This is a genomic window from Pseudomonas sp. SO81 (assembly GCF_030374125.1).
Lineage (GTDB): Bacteria > Pseudomonadota > Gammaproteobacteria > Pseudomonadales > Pseudomonadaceae > Aquipseudomonas.
Window position 1 is genome coordinate 359,328 of sequence record NZ_CP126126.1, and the last position, 14,664, is coordinate 373,991.

Below are 14,664 nucleotides of genomic sequence, written 5' to 3' on the forward strand. Positions count from 1 at the left end.
GGTGCAGCGCCGCCGCAGCCTGGCTTTGCCTCAAGGAAATAAGTCACAATGCCGGCCAGTACGGGCCCGGCAAAGGGGGCCTATGATAGCCAAGAATCGTTCCTGACTTAAGGCCTCCGCCATCAATGAAACGAACCGCATTCTTCATTTCCGACGGCACCGGCATCACCGCGGAAACCCTCGGGCAAAGTCTGTTGGCACAATTCGAGGCCATCAGCTTCACCAAGCTCACACGCCCCTATATAGACAGCGTGGAGAAGGCGCGGGCCATGGTACAGCAAATCAACAATGCTGCCGAGAAAGACGGCGCCCGGCCGATCATCTTCGACACCGTGGTTAACCAGGAAATCCGTGACGTCCTGGGCCAGTCCGACGGCTTCATGATCGACATCTTTTCCACCTTCCTCGCGCCGCTGGAAGCCGAGCTGAGCGAGCACTCCTCGTACTCGGTCGGCAAGTCCCACTCCATCGCCAGCAACACCAACTACATGGAGCGCATCGAGGCGGTCAACTTCGCCCTGGATAACGACGACGGTGCCCGCACCCACTACTACGACAAGGCCGATCTGATTCTGATCGGTGTTTCTCGCTGCGGTAAGACACCTACCTGCCTGTACATGGCCATGCAGTTCGGCATCCGCGCCGCCAACTACCCGCTGACCGAAGAAGACATGGAGCGCCTGCAGCTGCCGGCGGCCCTCAAGCCCTACAAGCACAAGCTGTTCGGCCTGACCATCGACCCGGACCGGCTCACCGCGATTCGCCATGAGCGCAAGCCCAACAGCCGCTATGCCAGCTACGCCCAGTGCGAGTTTGAGGTGCGCGAGGTGGAAAACCTGCTGCGCCGCGAGAACATCAACTTCATCAACTCCACCCATTTCTCGGTCGAGGAAATCTCGGCCAAGATCCTGGTGGAAAAAGGCGTCGAACGCCGCCTCAAGTAACCCACGCCTCGGTGACCGTCATGACCCTGATGGACGCAGTACTGTTTGCCCCGATCGCCGCGCTGATATCGCTCGGCCCTGGCCCCAACAACTTCTGCGCCCTCAACAACGGCATCAACTACGGCGTCCGCGCGGCCATCCTGGCCACCTTCGGGCGCCTGGTCTCCTACGCGATCTTCCTGTTCATCTCCGCGGTCGGCCTCGGTGCCATGCTGCTGGCCTCGGAGACCGCCTTCACCATCATCAAGTGGGTCGGCGCCCTCTACCTCGTCTATCTGGGCATCAAGACCTGGCGCAGCACCGAGTTCAGCGGCCTGCAGCCCAGCGACGGCGAACTGGTCGAACGTACGCCGGTACAACCACCGATCGGCAAGCTGATGCTCAACGAGTTCCTGGTCGGCATTAGCAACCCCAAGGCCATCCTGCTGTTCGCGGCGATCTTCCCGCAGTTCATCAAGCCGGATCAGCCGACGGCCGAGCAGTTCCTCTACCTCGGCACCACTTACCTGTTGGCCGAACTGTGCGTCGGCTCCACCGCCTACGCCCTGTTCGGCATGCAGATTCGCCGCCTGGTGCGTAGCCGCAAGGGTGTCAGCCGCCTGAACAAGAGCACCGGCGCCTTCTTCGTCGGCGCCGGCGGCCTGATGTTGGGCGTCAATAACCACTGACTCCGGCGGGCGTTTCCTAGAAGGAATCGCTCGGCACTCGCACCCAGCCCTCCATCAGAATGCGCGCACTGCGGCTCATGATCGCCTTGGTCACCGTCCATTCGCCGTCGACCAGCCTGGCTTCGGCGCCGACCCGCAGGGTGCCGGACGGATGACCGAAACGCACCGCCTCGCGCTCGCCACCACCGGCAGCCAGGTTGACCAGGGTGCCGGGGATGGCAGCCGCGGTGCCGATCGCCACGGCGCAGGTCCCCATCATCGCGTGGTGCAGCTTGCCCATGGACAGCGCGCGCACCAGCAGATCGACCTCGCCAGCCTCGACCGTCTTGCCGCTCGATGCCTTGTAGCTCTTGGGCTGGCTGACAAAGGCGATCTTCGGCGTGTGCTGGCGGGTCGCCGCCTCTTCCGCCGTTTTGATCAGCCCCATACGCAGCGCTCCGGCCACGCGAATCTGCTCGAAGCGCGCCAGCTGCTGCGGATCACCATTGATGGCCTCGCGTAGCTCGGTGCCCTGGTAGCCGATGTCCTCGGCATTGACGAACACGGTCGGAATGCCGGCAGTGATCATGGTCGCCTTGAAAGTACCGACGCCCGGCACCTCCAGTTCGTCGACCAGATTGCCGGTGGGGAACATCGAGCCGCCCTCCTCGCCATCGTCGGACGGGTCGAGGAACTCCAGCACGATCTCCGCCGCCGGGAAGGTCACACCGTCCAGCTCGAAGTCGCCGGTTTCCTGCACCTGGCCGTTGCTGACCGGTACGTGGGCGATGATGGTTTTCTGGATATTGGCCTGCCAGATACGCACCACGCACACTCCGTTATCCGGAATGCGCGCCGGATCGACCAGCCCGGCATGGATGGCAAAGGCACCGGCACCGGTGGACAGGTTGCCGCAGTTGCCGCTCCAGTCGACGAAGGCCTTGTCGATGGAGACCTGGCCATAGAGGTAGTCGACGTCATGCTCTGGCTGACTGCTTTTCGACAGGATCACGCACTTGGAGGTCGAGGACGTCGCCCCGCCCATGCCGTCGATATGCGCGGAGTACGGGTCCGGGCTACCGATCACGCGCATGAACAGCTGGTCGCGGGCCGCGCCCGGGACCTGGCAGCTTGGCGGTAGGTCCTGCAGGCGGAAGAACACGCCCTTGCTGGTGCCGCCACGCATGTAGGTGGCGGGGATTTTGATCTGGGGTTGATGAGCCATGGTCGCGTCCTGAAATGCTGAGGCCGCCCTTCTCCCCATGGGAGAAGGTGCCCGGAGGGCGGATGAGGGAGACCGCCTCCCTCACCCCAGCCCTCTCCCCAAGGGAGAGGGAGTAAGTGCCGACCTCAGCCGGCGGTGGACTCAAGGAAGTCCTGGGCAAAGCGCTGCAGCACGCCGCCGGCCTTGTACACATGGACTTCGGCGGCGGTATCCAGGCGGCAGGTCACCGGCACCTTGATCACCTCACCATTGCGGCGATTGACCACCAGGGTCAGGTCGCAGCGCGGCGATACCTCGCCCTGGATGTCATAGGTCTCGGTGCCGTCGAGGCCGAGGGTCAGGCGGGTGGTGCCCGGCTTGAACTCGACCGGAAGCACGCCCATGCCCACCAGGTTGGTGCGGTGGATACGCTCGAAGCCTTCGGCGGCGATTACCTCCACGCCGGCCAGGCGTACGCCCTTGGCCGCCCAGTCACGGGACGAGCCCTGGCCGTAGTCGGCGCCGGCGACGATGATCAGGTTCTGCTTGCGGTTCATGTAGGTTTCGATCGCTTCCCACATGCGCATGACCTTGCCTTCCGGCTCGACGCGGGCCAGCGAACCCTTCTTCACCGCACCGTCGACCACGGCCATCTCGTTGACCAGCTGCGGGTTGGCGAAGGTGGCGCGCTGGGCGGTCAGGTGGTCACCGCGGTGGGTGGCGTAGGAGTTGAAGTCCTCCTCCGGCAGGCCCATCTTCGCCAGGTATTCGCCAGCCGCCGAGTCCAACAGGATGGCGTTCGACGGGGACAGGTGATCGGTGGTGATGTTGTCCGGCAGGATCGCCAGCGGCAGCATGCCCTTGAGCGTGCGTTCGCCGGCCAGGGCGCCTTCCCAGTACGGCGGACGGCGGATGTAGGTGGACATCGGGCGCCAGTCGTACAGCGGGCTCTCGGCTTCCTTGACGGTGCCCAGATCGAACATCGGGATGTAGATCTGTTTGAACTGCTCCGGCTTCACCGAGGCGGCCACTATGGCGTCGATCTCCTCGTCGCTCGGCCACAGGTCCTTCAGGGTGATCGGCTTGCCGCTCGCATCAAAGCCCAGCACGTCCTGCTCGATATCGAAGCGCACGGTACCGGCGATGGCGTAGGCCACCACCAGCGGCGGCGATGCCAGGAAGGCCTGCTTGGCGTAGGGGTGGATACGCCCGTCGAAGTTGCGGTTGCCCGACAGCACTGCGGTGGCGTACAGGTCGCGGTCGATGATTTCCTGCTGGATCACCGGGTCCAGCGCGCCGGACATGCCGTTACAGGTAGTGCAGGCGTAGGCGACGATGCCGAAGCCGAGCTTCTCCAGCTCAGGCAGCAGGCCGGCTTCTTCCAGGTACAGCTTGGCGACCTTGGAACCAGGAGCGAACGAGCTCTTCACCCAGGGCTTGCGCACCAGGCCCAGCTCGTTGGCCTTCTTCGCCAGCAGGCCGGCGGCTACCACGTTGCGCGGGTTGGAGGTGTTGGTGCAGCTGGTGATGGCGGCAATGATCACCGCGCCATCCGGCAGCTGACCGGCCGCTTCTTCGGCCTTGGCCGCCGCCAGCTGCGCTTCGCCTGCGATGCCGCGCTCCTGCAGAGCCGAAGTCGGCAGGCGCTTGTGCGGGTTGCTCGGGCCGGCCATGTTGCGCACCACGGTGGACAGATCGAAGCTCAGCACCCGCTCGTACTCGGCGGTGACCAGCGCATCGGCCCACAGGCCGGTGAGCTTGGCGTACTGCTCGACCAGCGCCACCTGCTCCGGCTCGCGACCGGTCAGCTTGAGGTAGTCGATGGTCTGCTGGTCGATGTAGAACATCGCCGCAGTCGCGCCGTATTCCGGGCACATGTTGGAGATGGTCGCGCGGTCGCCGATCGACAGGCTGTCCGCACCCTCGCCGAAGAACTCGACATAGGCGCCGACCACGCGCTCCTTGCGCAGGAACTCGGTGATGGCCAGCACGATGTCGGTGGCAGTGATACCCGGCTGGCGCTTGCCGGTGAGCTCTACGCCGACGATGTCGGGCAGGCGCATCATCGACGGCAGGCCCAGCATCACGGTCTCGGCTTCCAGGCCGCCGACGCCGATGGCGATCACGCCCAGGGCATCCACGTGCGGGGTGTGCGAGTCGGTGCCGACGCAGGTATCCGGGAAGGCCACGCCGCCGCGCGCCTGGATCACCGGGCTCATTTTCTCCAGGTTGATCTGGTGCATGATGCCGTTGCCGGCGGGGATCACGTCGACGTTTTTAAAGGCCGTTTTCGTCCACTCGATAAAGTGGAAGCGGTCCTCGTTGCGGCGCTCTTCCACGGCACGGTTCTTCTCGAACGCATCCGGGTCGAAGCCACCGAATTCCACGGCCAGAGAGTGGTCGACGATCAGCTGGGTCGGCACCACCGGGTTGACCTTGGAAGGATCACCGCCCTTCTCGGCAATGGCATCACGCAGGCCGGCCAGGTCGACCAGCGCGGTCTGGCCGAGGATGTCGTGGCACACCACGCGCGCCGGGTACCAGGGGAAGTCGAGGTCGCGCTTGCGTTCGATCAGCTGCTTGAGCGAATCGGTCAGCGCCTCCGGCTCGCAGCGGCGTACCAGCTGCTCGGCCAGCACGCGGGAGGTGTAGGGCAGCTTGGCGTAGGCGCCTGGCTCGATGGCGTCGACCGCTTCGCGGGTGTCGAAATAGTCCAGCGCGGTGCCGGGCAGGGATTTGCGGTATTGGCTGTTCATCGCGCTACTCATTATTTGCGGTCCTTGAGCGGCACGAACTTCAGGTCTTCCGGGCCGGTGTAGTTGGCGCTCGGGCGGATGATCTTGCCGTCGATACGTTGCTCGATGACGTGGCTGGACCAGCCGGATGTGCGGGCGATGACGAACAGCGGGGTGAACATGGCGGTGGGCACGCCCATCATGTGGTAGCTGACGGCACTGAACCAATCGAGGTTGGGGAACATCTTTTTGATTTCCCACATCACGCTTTCCAGGCGCTCGGCGATGTCGAACATCTTGGTGTTGGACTGCTCAAGCGACAGCTCGCGTGCCACTTCCTTGATCACCTTGTTGCGTGGGTCGCTGACGGTGTAGACCGGGTGGCCGAAGCCGATCACCACTTCCTTTTTCTCGACACGGGCGCGGATGTCGGCCTCGGCCTCGTCCGGGTTGTCGTAGCGCTTCTGGATCTCGAAGGCCACTTCGTTGGCACCGCCATGTTTTGGGCCGCGCAGGGCGCCGATGGCGCCGGCGATGCAGGAGTACATGTCGGAGCCGGTGCCGGCGATCACCCGCGAGGTGAAGGTGGAGGCGTTGAACTCGTGCTCGGCGTACAGGTTGAGCGAGGTGTGCATGGCGCGCACCCAGGACTCGCGCGGCTTCTCGCCATGCAGCAGGTGCAGGAAGTGGCCGCCGATGGAGTCGTCGTCGGTTTCCACGTCGATGCGCTTGCCGTTGTGGCTGAAGTGGTACCAGTACAGCAGCGCCGAACCCAGGGAGGCCATCAGCTTGTCGGCGATGTCGCGGGCGCCCGGATGGTTGTGGTCTTCCTTTTCCGGCGACACGCAGCCCAGCACGGACACGGCGGTGCGCATCACGTCCATCGGGTGGGCGGACGGCGGCAGCTGCTCCAGGGACGCCTTGAGCGCCGCCGGGATGCCGCGCAGGGCCTTGAGCTTGGTTTTATAGGCGGTCAGCTCGGCGACGTTGGGCAGCTTGCCGTGGACCAGCAGATGAGCGATTTCCTCGAACTCGCAGCGGTTGGCGAAATCGAGCACGTCATAGCCGCGGTAGTGCAGGTCGTTGCCGGTGCGGCCGACGGTGCACAAGGCGGTGTTGCCGGCGGCGGTGCCGCTCAGGGCGACGGACTTCTTCGGCTTGAAGCCTGGCGTGGTGGTGTCTACGGAAGCGCTCATCGCTCTCTCCTCATCTGAATCCGGTAGTACTGCTTATTGTTGTGGCAGGCCGCGTGCGGCCTGCGGGCCGGTCACTTCTTGCCGGCGGCGAACAGCGCGTCGAGCTTCTGCTCGAAGGCGTGGTAGCCGATGCGGTCGTACAGCTCGGCGCGAGTCTGCATCAGCTCGATGACGTCTTTCTGATGACCGTTCTGGCGGATCGAGGTGTAGACACTTTCCGCCGCCTTGTTGGCAGCGCGGAAGGCGGACAGCGGGTACAACTGGATGGCCACGCCGACCGAGGCCAGCTCGTCGCGGGTGAACAGCGGAGTGGCGCCGAACTCGGTGATGTTGGCCAGCACCGGCACGTTCAGCGCGTCGACGAAGCGCTTGTAGGTCGGCAGGTCGTAGGCAGCCTCGGCGAAGATGCCGTCGGCGCCGGCCTCGACGTAGGCCTGGCAGCGCTCGATGGCTGCGTCCACCCCCTCGGCCTGGATCGCGTCGGTGCGGGCGATCAGGAAGAAGTTCGGGTCGGTCTTGGCATCGGCGGCGGCTTTCACGCGGTCGGCCATCTCCTCGGTGGAGACGATTTCCTTGCCCGGGCGGTGACCGCAGCGCTTGGCGCCGACCTGGTCCTCGATATGGGCGGCGGCGGCGCCGGCCTTGATCAGGTTCTTGATGGTGCGCTCGATGTTGAAGGCGCTGGGACCGAAGCCGGTGTCGATATCCACCAGCAGCGGCAGGTCGCAGACATCGGTGATGCGGCGTACGTCGGTGAGCACGTCGTCCAGGGTGTTGATACCCAGGTCCGGCAGGCCCAGGGAACCAGCGGCGACACCGCCACCGGACAGGTAGATGGCCTGGAAGCCGGCACGCTTGGCCAGCAGCGCGTGGTTGGCGTTGATCGCGCCGATCACCTGCAGTGGCTGCTCGGCAGCGATGGCATCGCGGAAGCGCTGGCCGGGGGTTCTTGCACTCATGACTCACCTCGTGTTTTGGACGGGTTGGCGAGCGCTTCCTGGTAGTGGCGCTCGATATTGCGCTTGGATGCACCGATGTGACGGCGCATCAGCAGTTCGGCCAGTTCGCCGTCACGTTCGGCGATGGCATCGAGAATGCGGTGGTGTTCGGCAAAGGCATGCCGTGGGCGATTGGGCGTGGCCGAGAACTGCAGGCGATACATGCGCACCAGCTGGTACAGCTCGCCGCAGAGCATCTGCGCCAGGGTCTTGTTGCCGCTGCCCTGGATGATCCGGTAGTGGAAGTCGAAGTCGCCTTCCTGCTGGTAGTAGCCGACGCCGGCCTTGAAGGCCGCGTCCTGCTCGTGCAGGTCGAGCACCCGGCGCAGCTCGTCGATCTCGCCCTGGGTCATGCGCTCGGCCGCCAGGCGGCAGGCCATGCCTTCGAGGGATTCGCGGATTTCGTACAGCTCGATCAGCTCGGCATGGCTCAGCGACACCACCCGCGCGCCCACATGAGGTACGCGCACCAGCAGGCGCTGGCCTTCCAGGCGATGGATCGCCTCGCGCAACGGACCGCGACTGATGCCGTAGGTGCGCGCCAGCTCCGGCTCGGAGATCTTGCTGCCCGGCGGGATCTCGCCCTGCACGATGGCCGCCTGGATGCGGCGAAACACGTGCTCGGCCAGGGTTTCCGAGTCGTGCTGGTCGCTGCTGGGGACTTCGAGAGCGTCGAGCATTATTGTCAACACAATTGGCTTTTGTTGCGGCAAAACTATGCCTCAAGCCGGATAGTGTCAACACTTTAAAATACGATTGTCGACAATCTGCGCGACAGGCGAAACGCCTCGCAACCGTGCAATCAACCTGCAGAAACGCTCATAAGCGGCTGTCGCAGCAGAAAAACCCCATGTTAGAATGCCGCCCGCATGAGCCGGCCCAGGCCATTTGTACGCCTGCTAGACTTCACCAGCCGGCTTTGCGCCCTGCCGCCGCCCCGACGACGCGACCGATAAAGGATTTATGCGACTTCAGTCTCTCGCCATCCTCCTCAGCTGCAGCCTGCTACCCGGCCTGAGTCTCGCCGCCGAAAAGACCGTCTATGGCCTGAACGAATACGTCAGCCTGGCCGATCTCGACCTGCAGGTCGCCGCCAAGCTGGATACCGGCGCCAAGACCGCCTCCCTCAGCGCCCGTGATATCGAACGATTCAAACGTGACGGCGAGACCTGGGTGCGCTTCTATCTGGCTATCGATGAAGCACACGAACACGCGATCGAACGACCGCTGGCACGCATCAGCAAGATCAAACGCCGCGCCGGCGACTTCGATCCCGAGGAAGGCAAGACCTACACCGCCCGCCCGGTGATCGAATTGCAGGTGTGCATGGGCAAGGCCCGCCGCACCATCGAAGTGAACCTGACCGACCGCAGCGCCTTCCAATACCCGCTGCTGATTGGCTCCGAAGCGCTCAAGCGCCTGGATGCCATGGTCGACCCCAGTCTTAAATATGCTGCCGGCAAGCCCGGCTGTACCCCTGACGCAAACTCTGCCGAGTAACCCACATGCGCTCTCTTACCCTGCATCTGAAAGTCCTTATCACCCTCCTGGTGACAGTGGGCGTTCTGGTCACGGCCTACCAGATCTTCATTCTCGGCATCCCGGTGACCGAGGACGAGACCGACGACCTGTGGAACATCGACGCCAAGGTCGAGTTCCAGGCCAGCCCGCGCGAGCCGGTCAAGGTGCAGATGTTCGTGCCGCCGCTGAACCAGGACTATGTAAGCCTCAATGAGAGCTTCATCTCCAACAACTACGGCGTCAGCGTCAATCGTGCCGACGGCAACCGTAAGCTGACCTGGTCCGCTCGCCGCGCCGATGGCAAGCAGACCCTCTACTACCGCCTGGTGCTGACCAAGCGCTACAGCGGTGAGCCGGCCAAGGCCAAGGGCCCGATCTTCCGCGACAGCATCGCCGTGGAAGGCGCCGAGAAGATCGCCGCCGAAGCCCTGCTCGCCCCGATCCGCCAGCACTCGGCGGACGTCGAGACCTTCATCAGCGAGACCATCAAGCGCGCCAACAACGTGGGTGACGACAACGTCAAGCTGCTGCTCGGTGGCGACGCATCCACCGTCAACAAGGCCAAGGTCATCGACCTGCTGCTGTCCATCGCCCACGTGCCGATGGAACGCGTGCACACCATCCGCCTGGCCGCCGACCTGCAGCAGAGCCCGGAACTGTGGCTGCGCAGCTTCAACGGCAAGGACTGGCTGTACTTCAATCCGGACACCGGTGAGCAGGGTCTGCCGAACGACCGCGTGGTCTGGTGGACCGGCGACGAGCCGCTGATCAACATCGAAGGCGGCAAGAAGGCCCAGGTCAGCTTCACCCTGAACAACAGCGAGATGAACGCCATCCGCCTTGCCAAGCTGACCGACGAGAACACCGACGTCGACTTCCTCGAATACTCGCTGTACGGCCTGCCGCTGCAGACCCAGCAGACCTACCAGATCATGATCATGATCCCGATCGGCGTGCTGGTGATCCTGATCTTGCGCAACCTCGGCGGCCTGCAGACCCTCGGCACCTTCACCCCGGTACTGATCGCCCTGGCGTTCCGCGAGACCCAGCTGGGCTTCGGCATCGTGCTGTTCACCATCATCACCGCGCTCGGCCTGTCGCTGCGCTCGTACCTCGAGCATCTCAAGTTGCAGATGCTACCGCGCCTGTCGGTGGTGCTGACCTTCGTGGTGGTGCTGATCGCCGTGATCAGCCTGCTCAGCCACAAGCTGGGCCTGGAGCGCGGCCTGTCGGTCGCCCTGTTCCCGATGGTGATCCTGACCATGACCATCGAACGTCTGTCGATCACCTGGGAAGAGCGTGGCGGCACCCATGCCTTCAAGGTCGCCGTCGGCACCCTGGTCGCCGCCTCGCTGGCCCACGTGCTGATGAGCATCCCGCAGCTGACCTACTTCATCTTCACCTTCCCGGCCGTGCTGCTGATTCTGGTGGGCTTCATGCTGGCGATGGGTCGCTACCGCGGCTACCGCCTGACCGAACTGTTCCGCTTCAAAGCCTTCCTGAAGGATTGAACCCATGATCGGCCTGTGGAAGACGTGGAAGGCCCTTGAAGCCAAAGGCATCATGGGTATCAACCGACGCAACGCGGACTACGTGCTGAAGTACAACAAACGGCACCTGTACCCGATCGTAGACGACAAGATCATCACCAAGGAGCGCGCGATCCAGGCCGGCATCCATGTGCCGGAAATGTACGGGATCATCTCCACCGAGAAGGAAATCGAGAAATTCGACGAAATCATCGGTGGCCGCAACGACTTCGTGATCAAGCCGGCGCAAGGCGCCGGCGGTGACGGCATCCTGGTGATCGCCGACAAGTTCGAGGGTCGCTACAAGACCGTCTCCGGCAAGATCGTCAGCCAGGAGGACATCGAGCACCAGCTGTCGAGCATCCTCACCGGCCTGTACTCCCTGGGCGGCCACCGCGACCGCGCGCTGATCGAGTACCGGGTCACCCCGGACCCGATCTTCAAGAGCATCAGCTACGAAGGCGTGCCGGACATCCGCATCATCGTGCTGATGGGCTACCCGGTGATGGCCATGCTGCGCCTGCCGACCCGCCAGTCCAACGGCAAGGCCAACCTGCACCAGGGCGCCATCGGCGTCGGTGTCGACCTGGCCACCGGCGTGACCCTCAAGGGCACCTGGCTGAACAACAAGATCAGCAAGCACCCCGACACCACCAACGCCGTGGACGGCGTGCAGCTGCCCAACTGGGACGGCTTCATGAAGCTGGCCGCCGGCTGCTACGAGCTGTGCGGTCTGGGCTACATCGGCGTGGACATGGTGCTGGACGTGGACAAGGGCCCGTTGATCCTCGAGCTCAACGCCCGCCCCGGCCTGAACATCCAGATCGCCAACGACTGCGGCCTGACCCATCGCGCCCATGCGGTGGAAGCCCGCCTGGCCGAGCTGGCGAAGAACGACGTGAAGGAAAGCGTGGAGGATCGCGTGCGCTTCTCCCAGCAGCTGTTCGGCCACGTCAAACCGAAAGAAATCTGAGCTTCGGCTCGGTGACAAGGCCCGGCGATGCCGGGCTTTTTCATTGCCCGGCACAATCCTACAATCGCTAGCCCAGCCCATCGAATCCTCCGCATGAGCACCTGCCGCGTCCATCCGCTGCCCTACCGGGCCGATCCCGCCGCCTACTTCGCCCTGGTGCGCCACGCGCCGGGTGCCGTGCTGCTGGATGCGGGACGACCACAGGCACAGCGCGGGCGCTTCGATCTGCTCAGCGCCTGGCCACTGGAGCAGTTCGCCGCCCAGGCAGACGAGCCGGGGCAGGCCTTCTTCCAGCGCCTGCGTGACGGCCTGGCGAGACTCGGCCGAGCCGAAGCACCGGAGGGCAACGAACTGCCCTTCACCGGCGGACTGATCGGCTACCTGGCCTACGACTTCGGCCGCCGGCTGGAGCAGCTACCCGCACAGGCCATTGATGACCTTCGACTGCCGGATGCCCGTTTCGGCCTCTATGGCTGGGCGCTGATCAGCGATCACCTGCTGCAGACCAGCCAGCTGGTGTTTCACCCGAGACTTGAGCAGGCCGAGTGCAAGCGGCTGGTGCAGCTTTTCGAAGCAGGCACGACTCAGGAAGCGACTCCTTTCTCGCTGCGCAAACCCTTTCAGGCCGACCTCAGCCAGGATGACTACCGCGATGCCATCGAGCGCATCCAGGCCTATATCCAGGCCGGCGACTGCTATCAGGTCAACTTCGCCCAGCGCTTCCAGGCGCCCTGCCAGGGTGATGCCTGGAACGCCTACCGGGCATTGCGAGCGGCCTGCCCCACTCCCTTCGCCGGTTTCCAGGCGCTCGACGATGGCGGCGCCATTCTCAGTCTGTCGCCGGAGCGCTTTCTGCAGGTCAGCCAGGGCCGCGTGGAAACCCGGCCGATCAAGGGCACTCGCCCCCGCGGGGCCACGCCGGAAGAGGACGCCGCCAACGCCGCCGAGCTGCTGGCCAGCCCCAAGGACCGCGCCGAGAACCTGATGATCGTCGATCTGCTGCGCAACGACCTAGGCCGCAGCTGCAGCACGGGCTCGGTGCGAGTGCCGGAGCTGTTCGCCCTGGAGAGCTACCCCAACGTCCACCACCTGGTCAGCGCCGTGACCGGCGAGCTGGCGGATGACTGCGATGCGCTGGATTTGGTTGCCGGCAGCTTCCCCGGCGGCTCCATCACCGGCGCTCCGAAGATTCGTGCCATGCAGATCATCGACGAGCTGGAGCCGACCCGCCGCGCGCTCTACTGCGGCTCCCTGCTCTACCTAGACGTACGTGGCGAGCTGGACAGCTCCATCGCCATCCGCAGCCTGCTGATCAAGGACGGCACGGTCAGCTGCTGGGGCGGCGGCGGCATAGTGGCGGACTCGGACTGGCAGGCCGAGTACCAGGAGTCCATCACCAAGGTGAAGGTGCTGTTGCAGACCCTCGAAGCGCTCTGATGCCAACAGCCGCCCACAAAAAGGCCCGCATCTGCGGGCCTTTTTTTCATTGTGACGAACCTTACAGGCTCAGCTCGCGGTTGGACGCCTTGAGGAACTCGCGCTTGAGGTCTTCATAGGTGTGCACGGCCGGGAACTGCGGGAACTCGCGGATCACGTTGTCCGGCGCGTGGAACAGGATGCCGGCGTGGGCCTCGCTGAGCATGGTGGTGTCGTTGTACGAGTCGCCGGCGGCGATCACGCGGTAGTACAGGCTCTTGAAGGCGATCACCGACTGGCGCTTCGGGTCCTTCTGGCGCAGCTGGTAGCCCACCACGCGATCGGTCTCGTCGGTGATCAGCTTGTGGCACAGAAGGGCCGGGAAGCCCAGCTGGCGCATCAGCGGCTGGGAGAACTCGTAGAAGGTGTCGGACAGGATCACCACCTGGAAGCGCTCGCGCAGCCAGTCGACGAACTCCACGGCGCCTTCCAGCGGCTTGAGGGTGGCGATCACTTCCTGGATGTCACGCAGCTTGAGGCCGTGCTCGTCGAGGATGCGCAGACGCTGCTTCATCAGCACGTCGTAGTCGGGGATGTCGCGAGTGGTCGCCTTGAGCGCGTCGATGCCGGTTTTTTCGGCGAAGGCGATCCAGATTTCCGGAACCAGTACACCTTCGAGGTCGAGGCAGGCGATTTCCACGGGCGTCTCCTAAATGCGTTGGGCTGTTCGAGGGCCGGCACTCTAGCAGCATGGCCGGGCGCTGGTAAACCGGCGGTGCCGGTGGTTGCGACTGTCTCGGACTGGTAACATCGTCGCCCTTGAATTCACTGCCCACAGGACCGCTCAGATGACGTTCGATCTGGCCACTATCAACGCCGAACTCGGGAAAGACGCCGAAAAACTCGTGGAATGGGCCCTGAGCCTGGGCAAGACGGCGATCTGCACAACCAACTTCCGCCCCTTCGAGGCGGTCATCCTGCACATGGTCACCCGCGTCAAGCCGGACACCCAGGTGATCTGGATGGACAGCGGCTACAACACCGAGGCGACCTACAAGTTCGCCGACGAAGTGAGCAAGCAGCTCAACCTCAACCTGAAGACCTACCTGCCGCTGCGCTCGCGGGCCCATCGCGAGGCCATCGACGGCCCGGTGCCGGCGCTGGACGATCCGCGTCACGCTGCCTTCACCGAGGAGGTCAAGCTGGAGCCCTTCGCCCGCGCCCTGCGCGAAGCCGCGCCAGAAGTCTGGTTCACCGCCCTGCGCGCCAGCGACACCGCCGTACGCGCACAGATGGACCCGGTGAGCGTCAACCCGGACGGCCTGATCAAGGTCGCCCCGCTGCTGCACTGGAGCTCCAAGGAGCTGTACGAGTACCTGGTGAAGCACAACCTGCCGAACAACTTCGACTACTTCGACCCGACCAAGGGCGAAGATAACCGCGAGTGCGGCCTGCACATCAGCCATTGATGCCGTAGAACGAAAAAGGGCGCCGGAAGGCG

Annotated in this window: 13 protein-coding genes; 7 read left to right on the forward strand and 6 right to left on the reverse strand. The window is 64.2% G+C overall.

Annotated elements, in window-relative coordinates; all coding sequences use genetic code 11:
* The first annotated feature begins 125 nt into the window (after positions 1-125).
* Positions 126-944: a posphoenolpyruvate synthetase regulatory kinase/phosphorylase PpsR gene (ppsR, locus tag OH686_RS01630; protein ID WP_137973048.1), complete on the forward strand. Its 819-nt coding sequence runs from the start codon at positions 126-128 to the stop codon at positions 942-944.
* A gap of 20 nt (positions 945-964) precedes the next feature.
* Positions 965-1,612 carry a LysE family translocator gene (locus OH686_RS01635; RefSeq protein WP_289535896.1) on the forward strand — a complete coding sequence of 216 codons (648 nt, stop codon included), beginning with the start codon at positions 965-967 and terminating at the stop codon, positions 1,610-1,612.
* Between the two features lie 16 nt (positions 1,613-1,628).
* Here the strand turns inward: OH686_RS01635 and prpF are convergent, their stop codons facing one another.
* The 5 genes from prpF to OH686_RS01660 all read right to left on the reverse strand — a co-directional run bounded on the left by prpF (position 1,629) and on the right by OH686_RS01660 (position 8,404).
* Entirely contained in the window at positions 1,629-2,816 is a 1,188-nt protein-coding gene (gene prpF / locus OH686_RS01640; protein WP_289535897.1) for a 2-methylaconitate cis-trans isomerase PrpF, read from the reverse strand.
* Positions 2,817-2,941: 125 nt separating this feature from the next.
* A complete protein-coding gene (gene acnD / locus OH686_RS01645; RefSeq protein ID WP_289535898.1) occupies positions 2,942-5,551 on the reverse strand; it encodes a Fe/S-dependent 2-methylisocitrate dehydratase AcnD in 2,610 nt (869 codons plus the stop codon).
* An 11-nt stretch (positions 5,552-5,562) separates the two neighbouring features.
* Positions 5,563-6,726: a bifunctional 2-methylcitrate synthase/citrate synthase gene (gene prpC, locus OH686_RS01650; protein WP_289535899.1), complete on the reverse strand. Its 1,164-nt coding sequence runs from the start codon at positions 6,724-6,726 to the stop codon at positions 5,563-5,565.
* 71 nt (positions 6,727-6,797) lie between these two features.
* On the reverse strand, positions 6,798-7,685 hold the full coding sequence (gene prpB, locus OH686_RS01655; protein ID WP_289535900.1) for a methylisocitrate lyase: 888 nt from the start codon (positions 7,683-7,685) through the stop codon (positions 6,798-6,800).
* Complete coding sequence (locus OH686_RS01660; protein ID WP_289535901.1) at positions 7,682-8,404, reverse strand: GntR family transcriptional regulator; 723 nt, start codon at positions 8,402-8,404, stop codon at positions 7,682-7,684. The genes prpB and OH686_RS01660 overlap by 4 nt, the downstream gene beginning before the upstream one ends.
* A 283-nt stretch (positions 8,405-8,687) precedes the next feature.
* On the opposite strand from OH686_RS01660, the gene rloA reads away from it, so the two are divergent.
* From rloA to pabB, 4 genes are all read left to right on the forward strand, one after another.
* Positions 8,688-9,224: a retropepsin-like aspartic peptidase RloA gene (gene rloA / locus OH686_RS01665; RefSeq protein WP_137973042.1), complete on the forward strand. Its 537-nt coding sequence runs from the start codon at positions 8,688-8,690 to the stop codon at positions 9,222-9,224.
* Between the two features lie 5 nt (positions 9,225-9,229).
* Positions 9,230-10,756: an osmotic stress tolerance membrane protein RloB gene (rloB, locus tag OH686_RS01670; RefSeq protein WP_289535902.1), complete on the forward strand. Its 1,527-nt coding sequence runs from the start codon at positions 9,230-9,232 to the stop codon at positions 10,754-10,756.
* 7 nt (positions 10,757-10,763) lie between these two features.
* Positions 10,764-11,747 (forward strand): alpha-L-glutamate ligase-like protein, encoded by a 984-nt coding sequence (locus OH686_RS01675; protein ID WP_171016341.1) that lies wholly within the window; start codon positions 10,764-10,766, stop codon positions 11,745-11,747.
* Positions 11,748-11,840: 93 nt separating this feature from the next.
* Positions 11,841-13,184 carry an aminodeoxychorismate synthase component I gene (pabB, locus tag OH686_RS01680; protein ID WP_289535903.1) on the forward strand — a complete coding sequence of 448 codons (1,344 nt, stop codon included), beginning with the start codon at positions 11,841-11,843 and terminating at the stop codon, positions 13,182-13,184.
* Positions 13,185-13,245: 61 nt separating this feature from the next.
* On the opposite strand, the gene thrH is transcribed toward pabB, so the two are convergent.
* The gene (thrH, locus tag OH686_RS01685) at positions 13,246-13,863 is read right to left on the reverse strand and encodes a bifunctional phosphoserine phosphatase/homoserine phosphotransferase ThrH (protein WP_137973038.1); all 618 of its coding nucleotides are present in this window, start codon (positions 13,861-13,863) and stop codon (positions 13,246-13,248) included.
* A 148-nt stretch (positions 13,864-14,011) separates the two neighbouring features.
* Here thrH and OH686_RS01690 point away from each other — a divergent pair, with 148 nt between their 5' ends.
* A complete protein-coding gene (locus tag OH686_RS01690) occupies positions 14,012-14,632 on the forward strand; it encodes a phosphoadenosine phosphosulfate reductase domain-containing protein (RefSeq protein WP_137973037.1) in 621 nt (206 codons plus the stop codon).
* Positions 14,633-14,664: the final 32 nt, after the last annotated feature.

What these genes read in the sequence shown, in the direction of transcription:
- rloA (WP_137973042.1), top strand. Translation starts at nt 8,688, where the DNA reads ATGCGACTTCAGTCTCTCGCCATCCTCCTCAGCTGCAGCCTGCTACCC.
- prpF (WP_289535897.1), bottom strand. Translation starts at nt 2,816, where the DNA reads ATGGCTCATCAACCCCAGATCAAAATCCCCGCCACCTACATGCGTGGC.
- ppsR (WP_137973048.1), top strand. Translation starts at nt 126, where the DNA reads ATGAAACGAACCGCATTCTTCATTTCCGACGGCACCGGCATCACCGCG.
- acnD (WP_289535898.1), bottom strand. Translation starts at nt 5,551, where the DNA reads ATGAACAGCCAATACCGCAAATCCCTGCCCGGCACCGCGCTGGACTAT.
- prpB (WP_289535900.1), bottom strand. Translation starts at nt 7,685, where the DNA reads ATGAGTGCAAGAACCCCCGGCCAGCGCTTCCGCGATGCCATCGCTGCC.
- prpC (WP_289535899.1), bottom strand. Translation starts at nt 6,726, where the DNA reads ATGAGCGCTTCCGTAGACACCACCACGCCAGGCTTCAAGCCGAAGAAG.
- OH686_RS01635 (WP_289535896.1), top strand. Translation starts at nt 965, where the DNA reads ATGACCCTGATGGACGCAGTACTGTTTGCCCCGATCGCCGCGCTGATA.
- OH686_RS01660 (WP_289535901.1), bottom strand. Translation starts at nt 8,404, where the DNA reads ATGCTCGACGCTCTCGAAGTCCCCAGCAGCGACCAGCACGACTCGGAA.
- OH686_RS01690 (WP_137973037.1), top strand. Translation starts at nt 14,012, where the DNA reads ATGACGTTCGATCTGGCCACTATCAACGCCGAACTCGGGAAAGACGCC.
- rloB (WP_289535902.1), top strand. Translation starts at nt 9,230, where the DNA reads ATGCGCTCTCTTACCCTGCATCTGAAAGTCCTTATCACCCTCCTGGTG.
- pabB (WP_289535903.1), top strand. Translation starts at nt 11,841, where the DNA reads ATGAGCACCTGCCGCGTCCATCCGCTGCCCTACCGGGCCGATCCCGCC.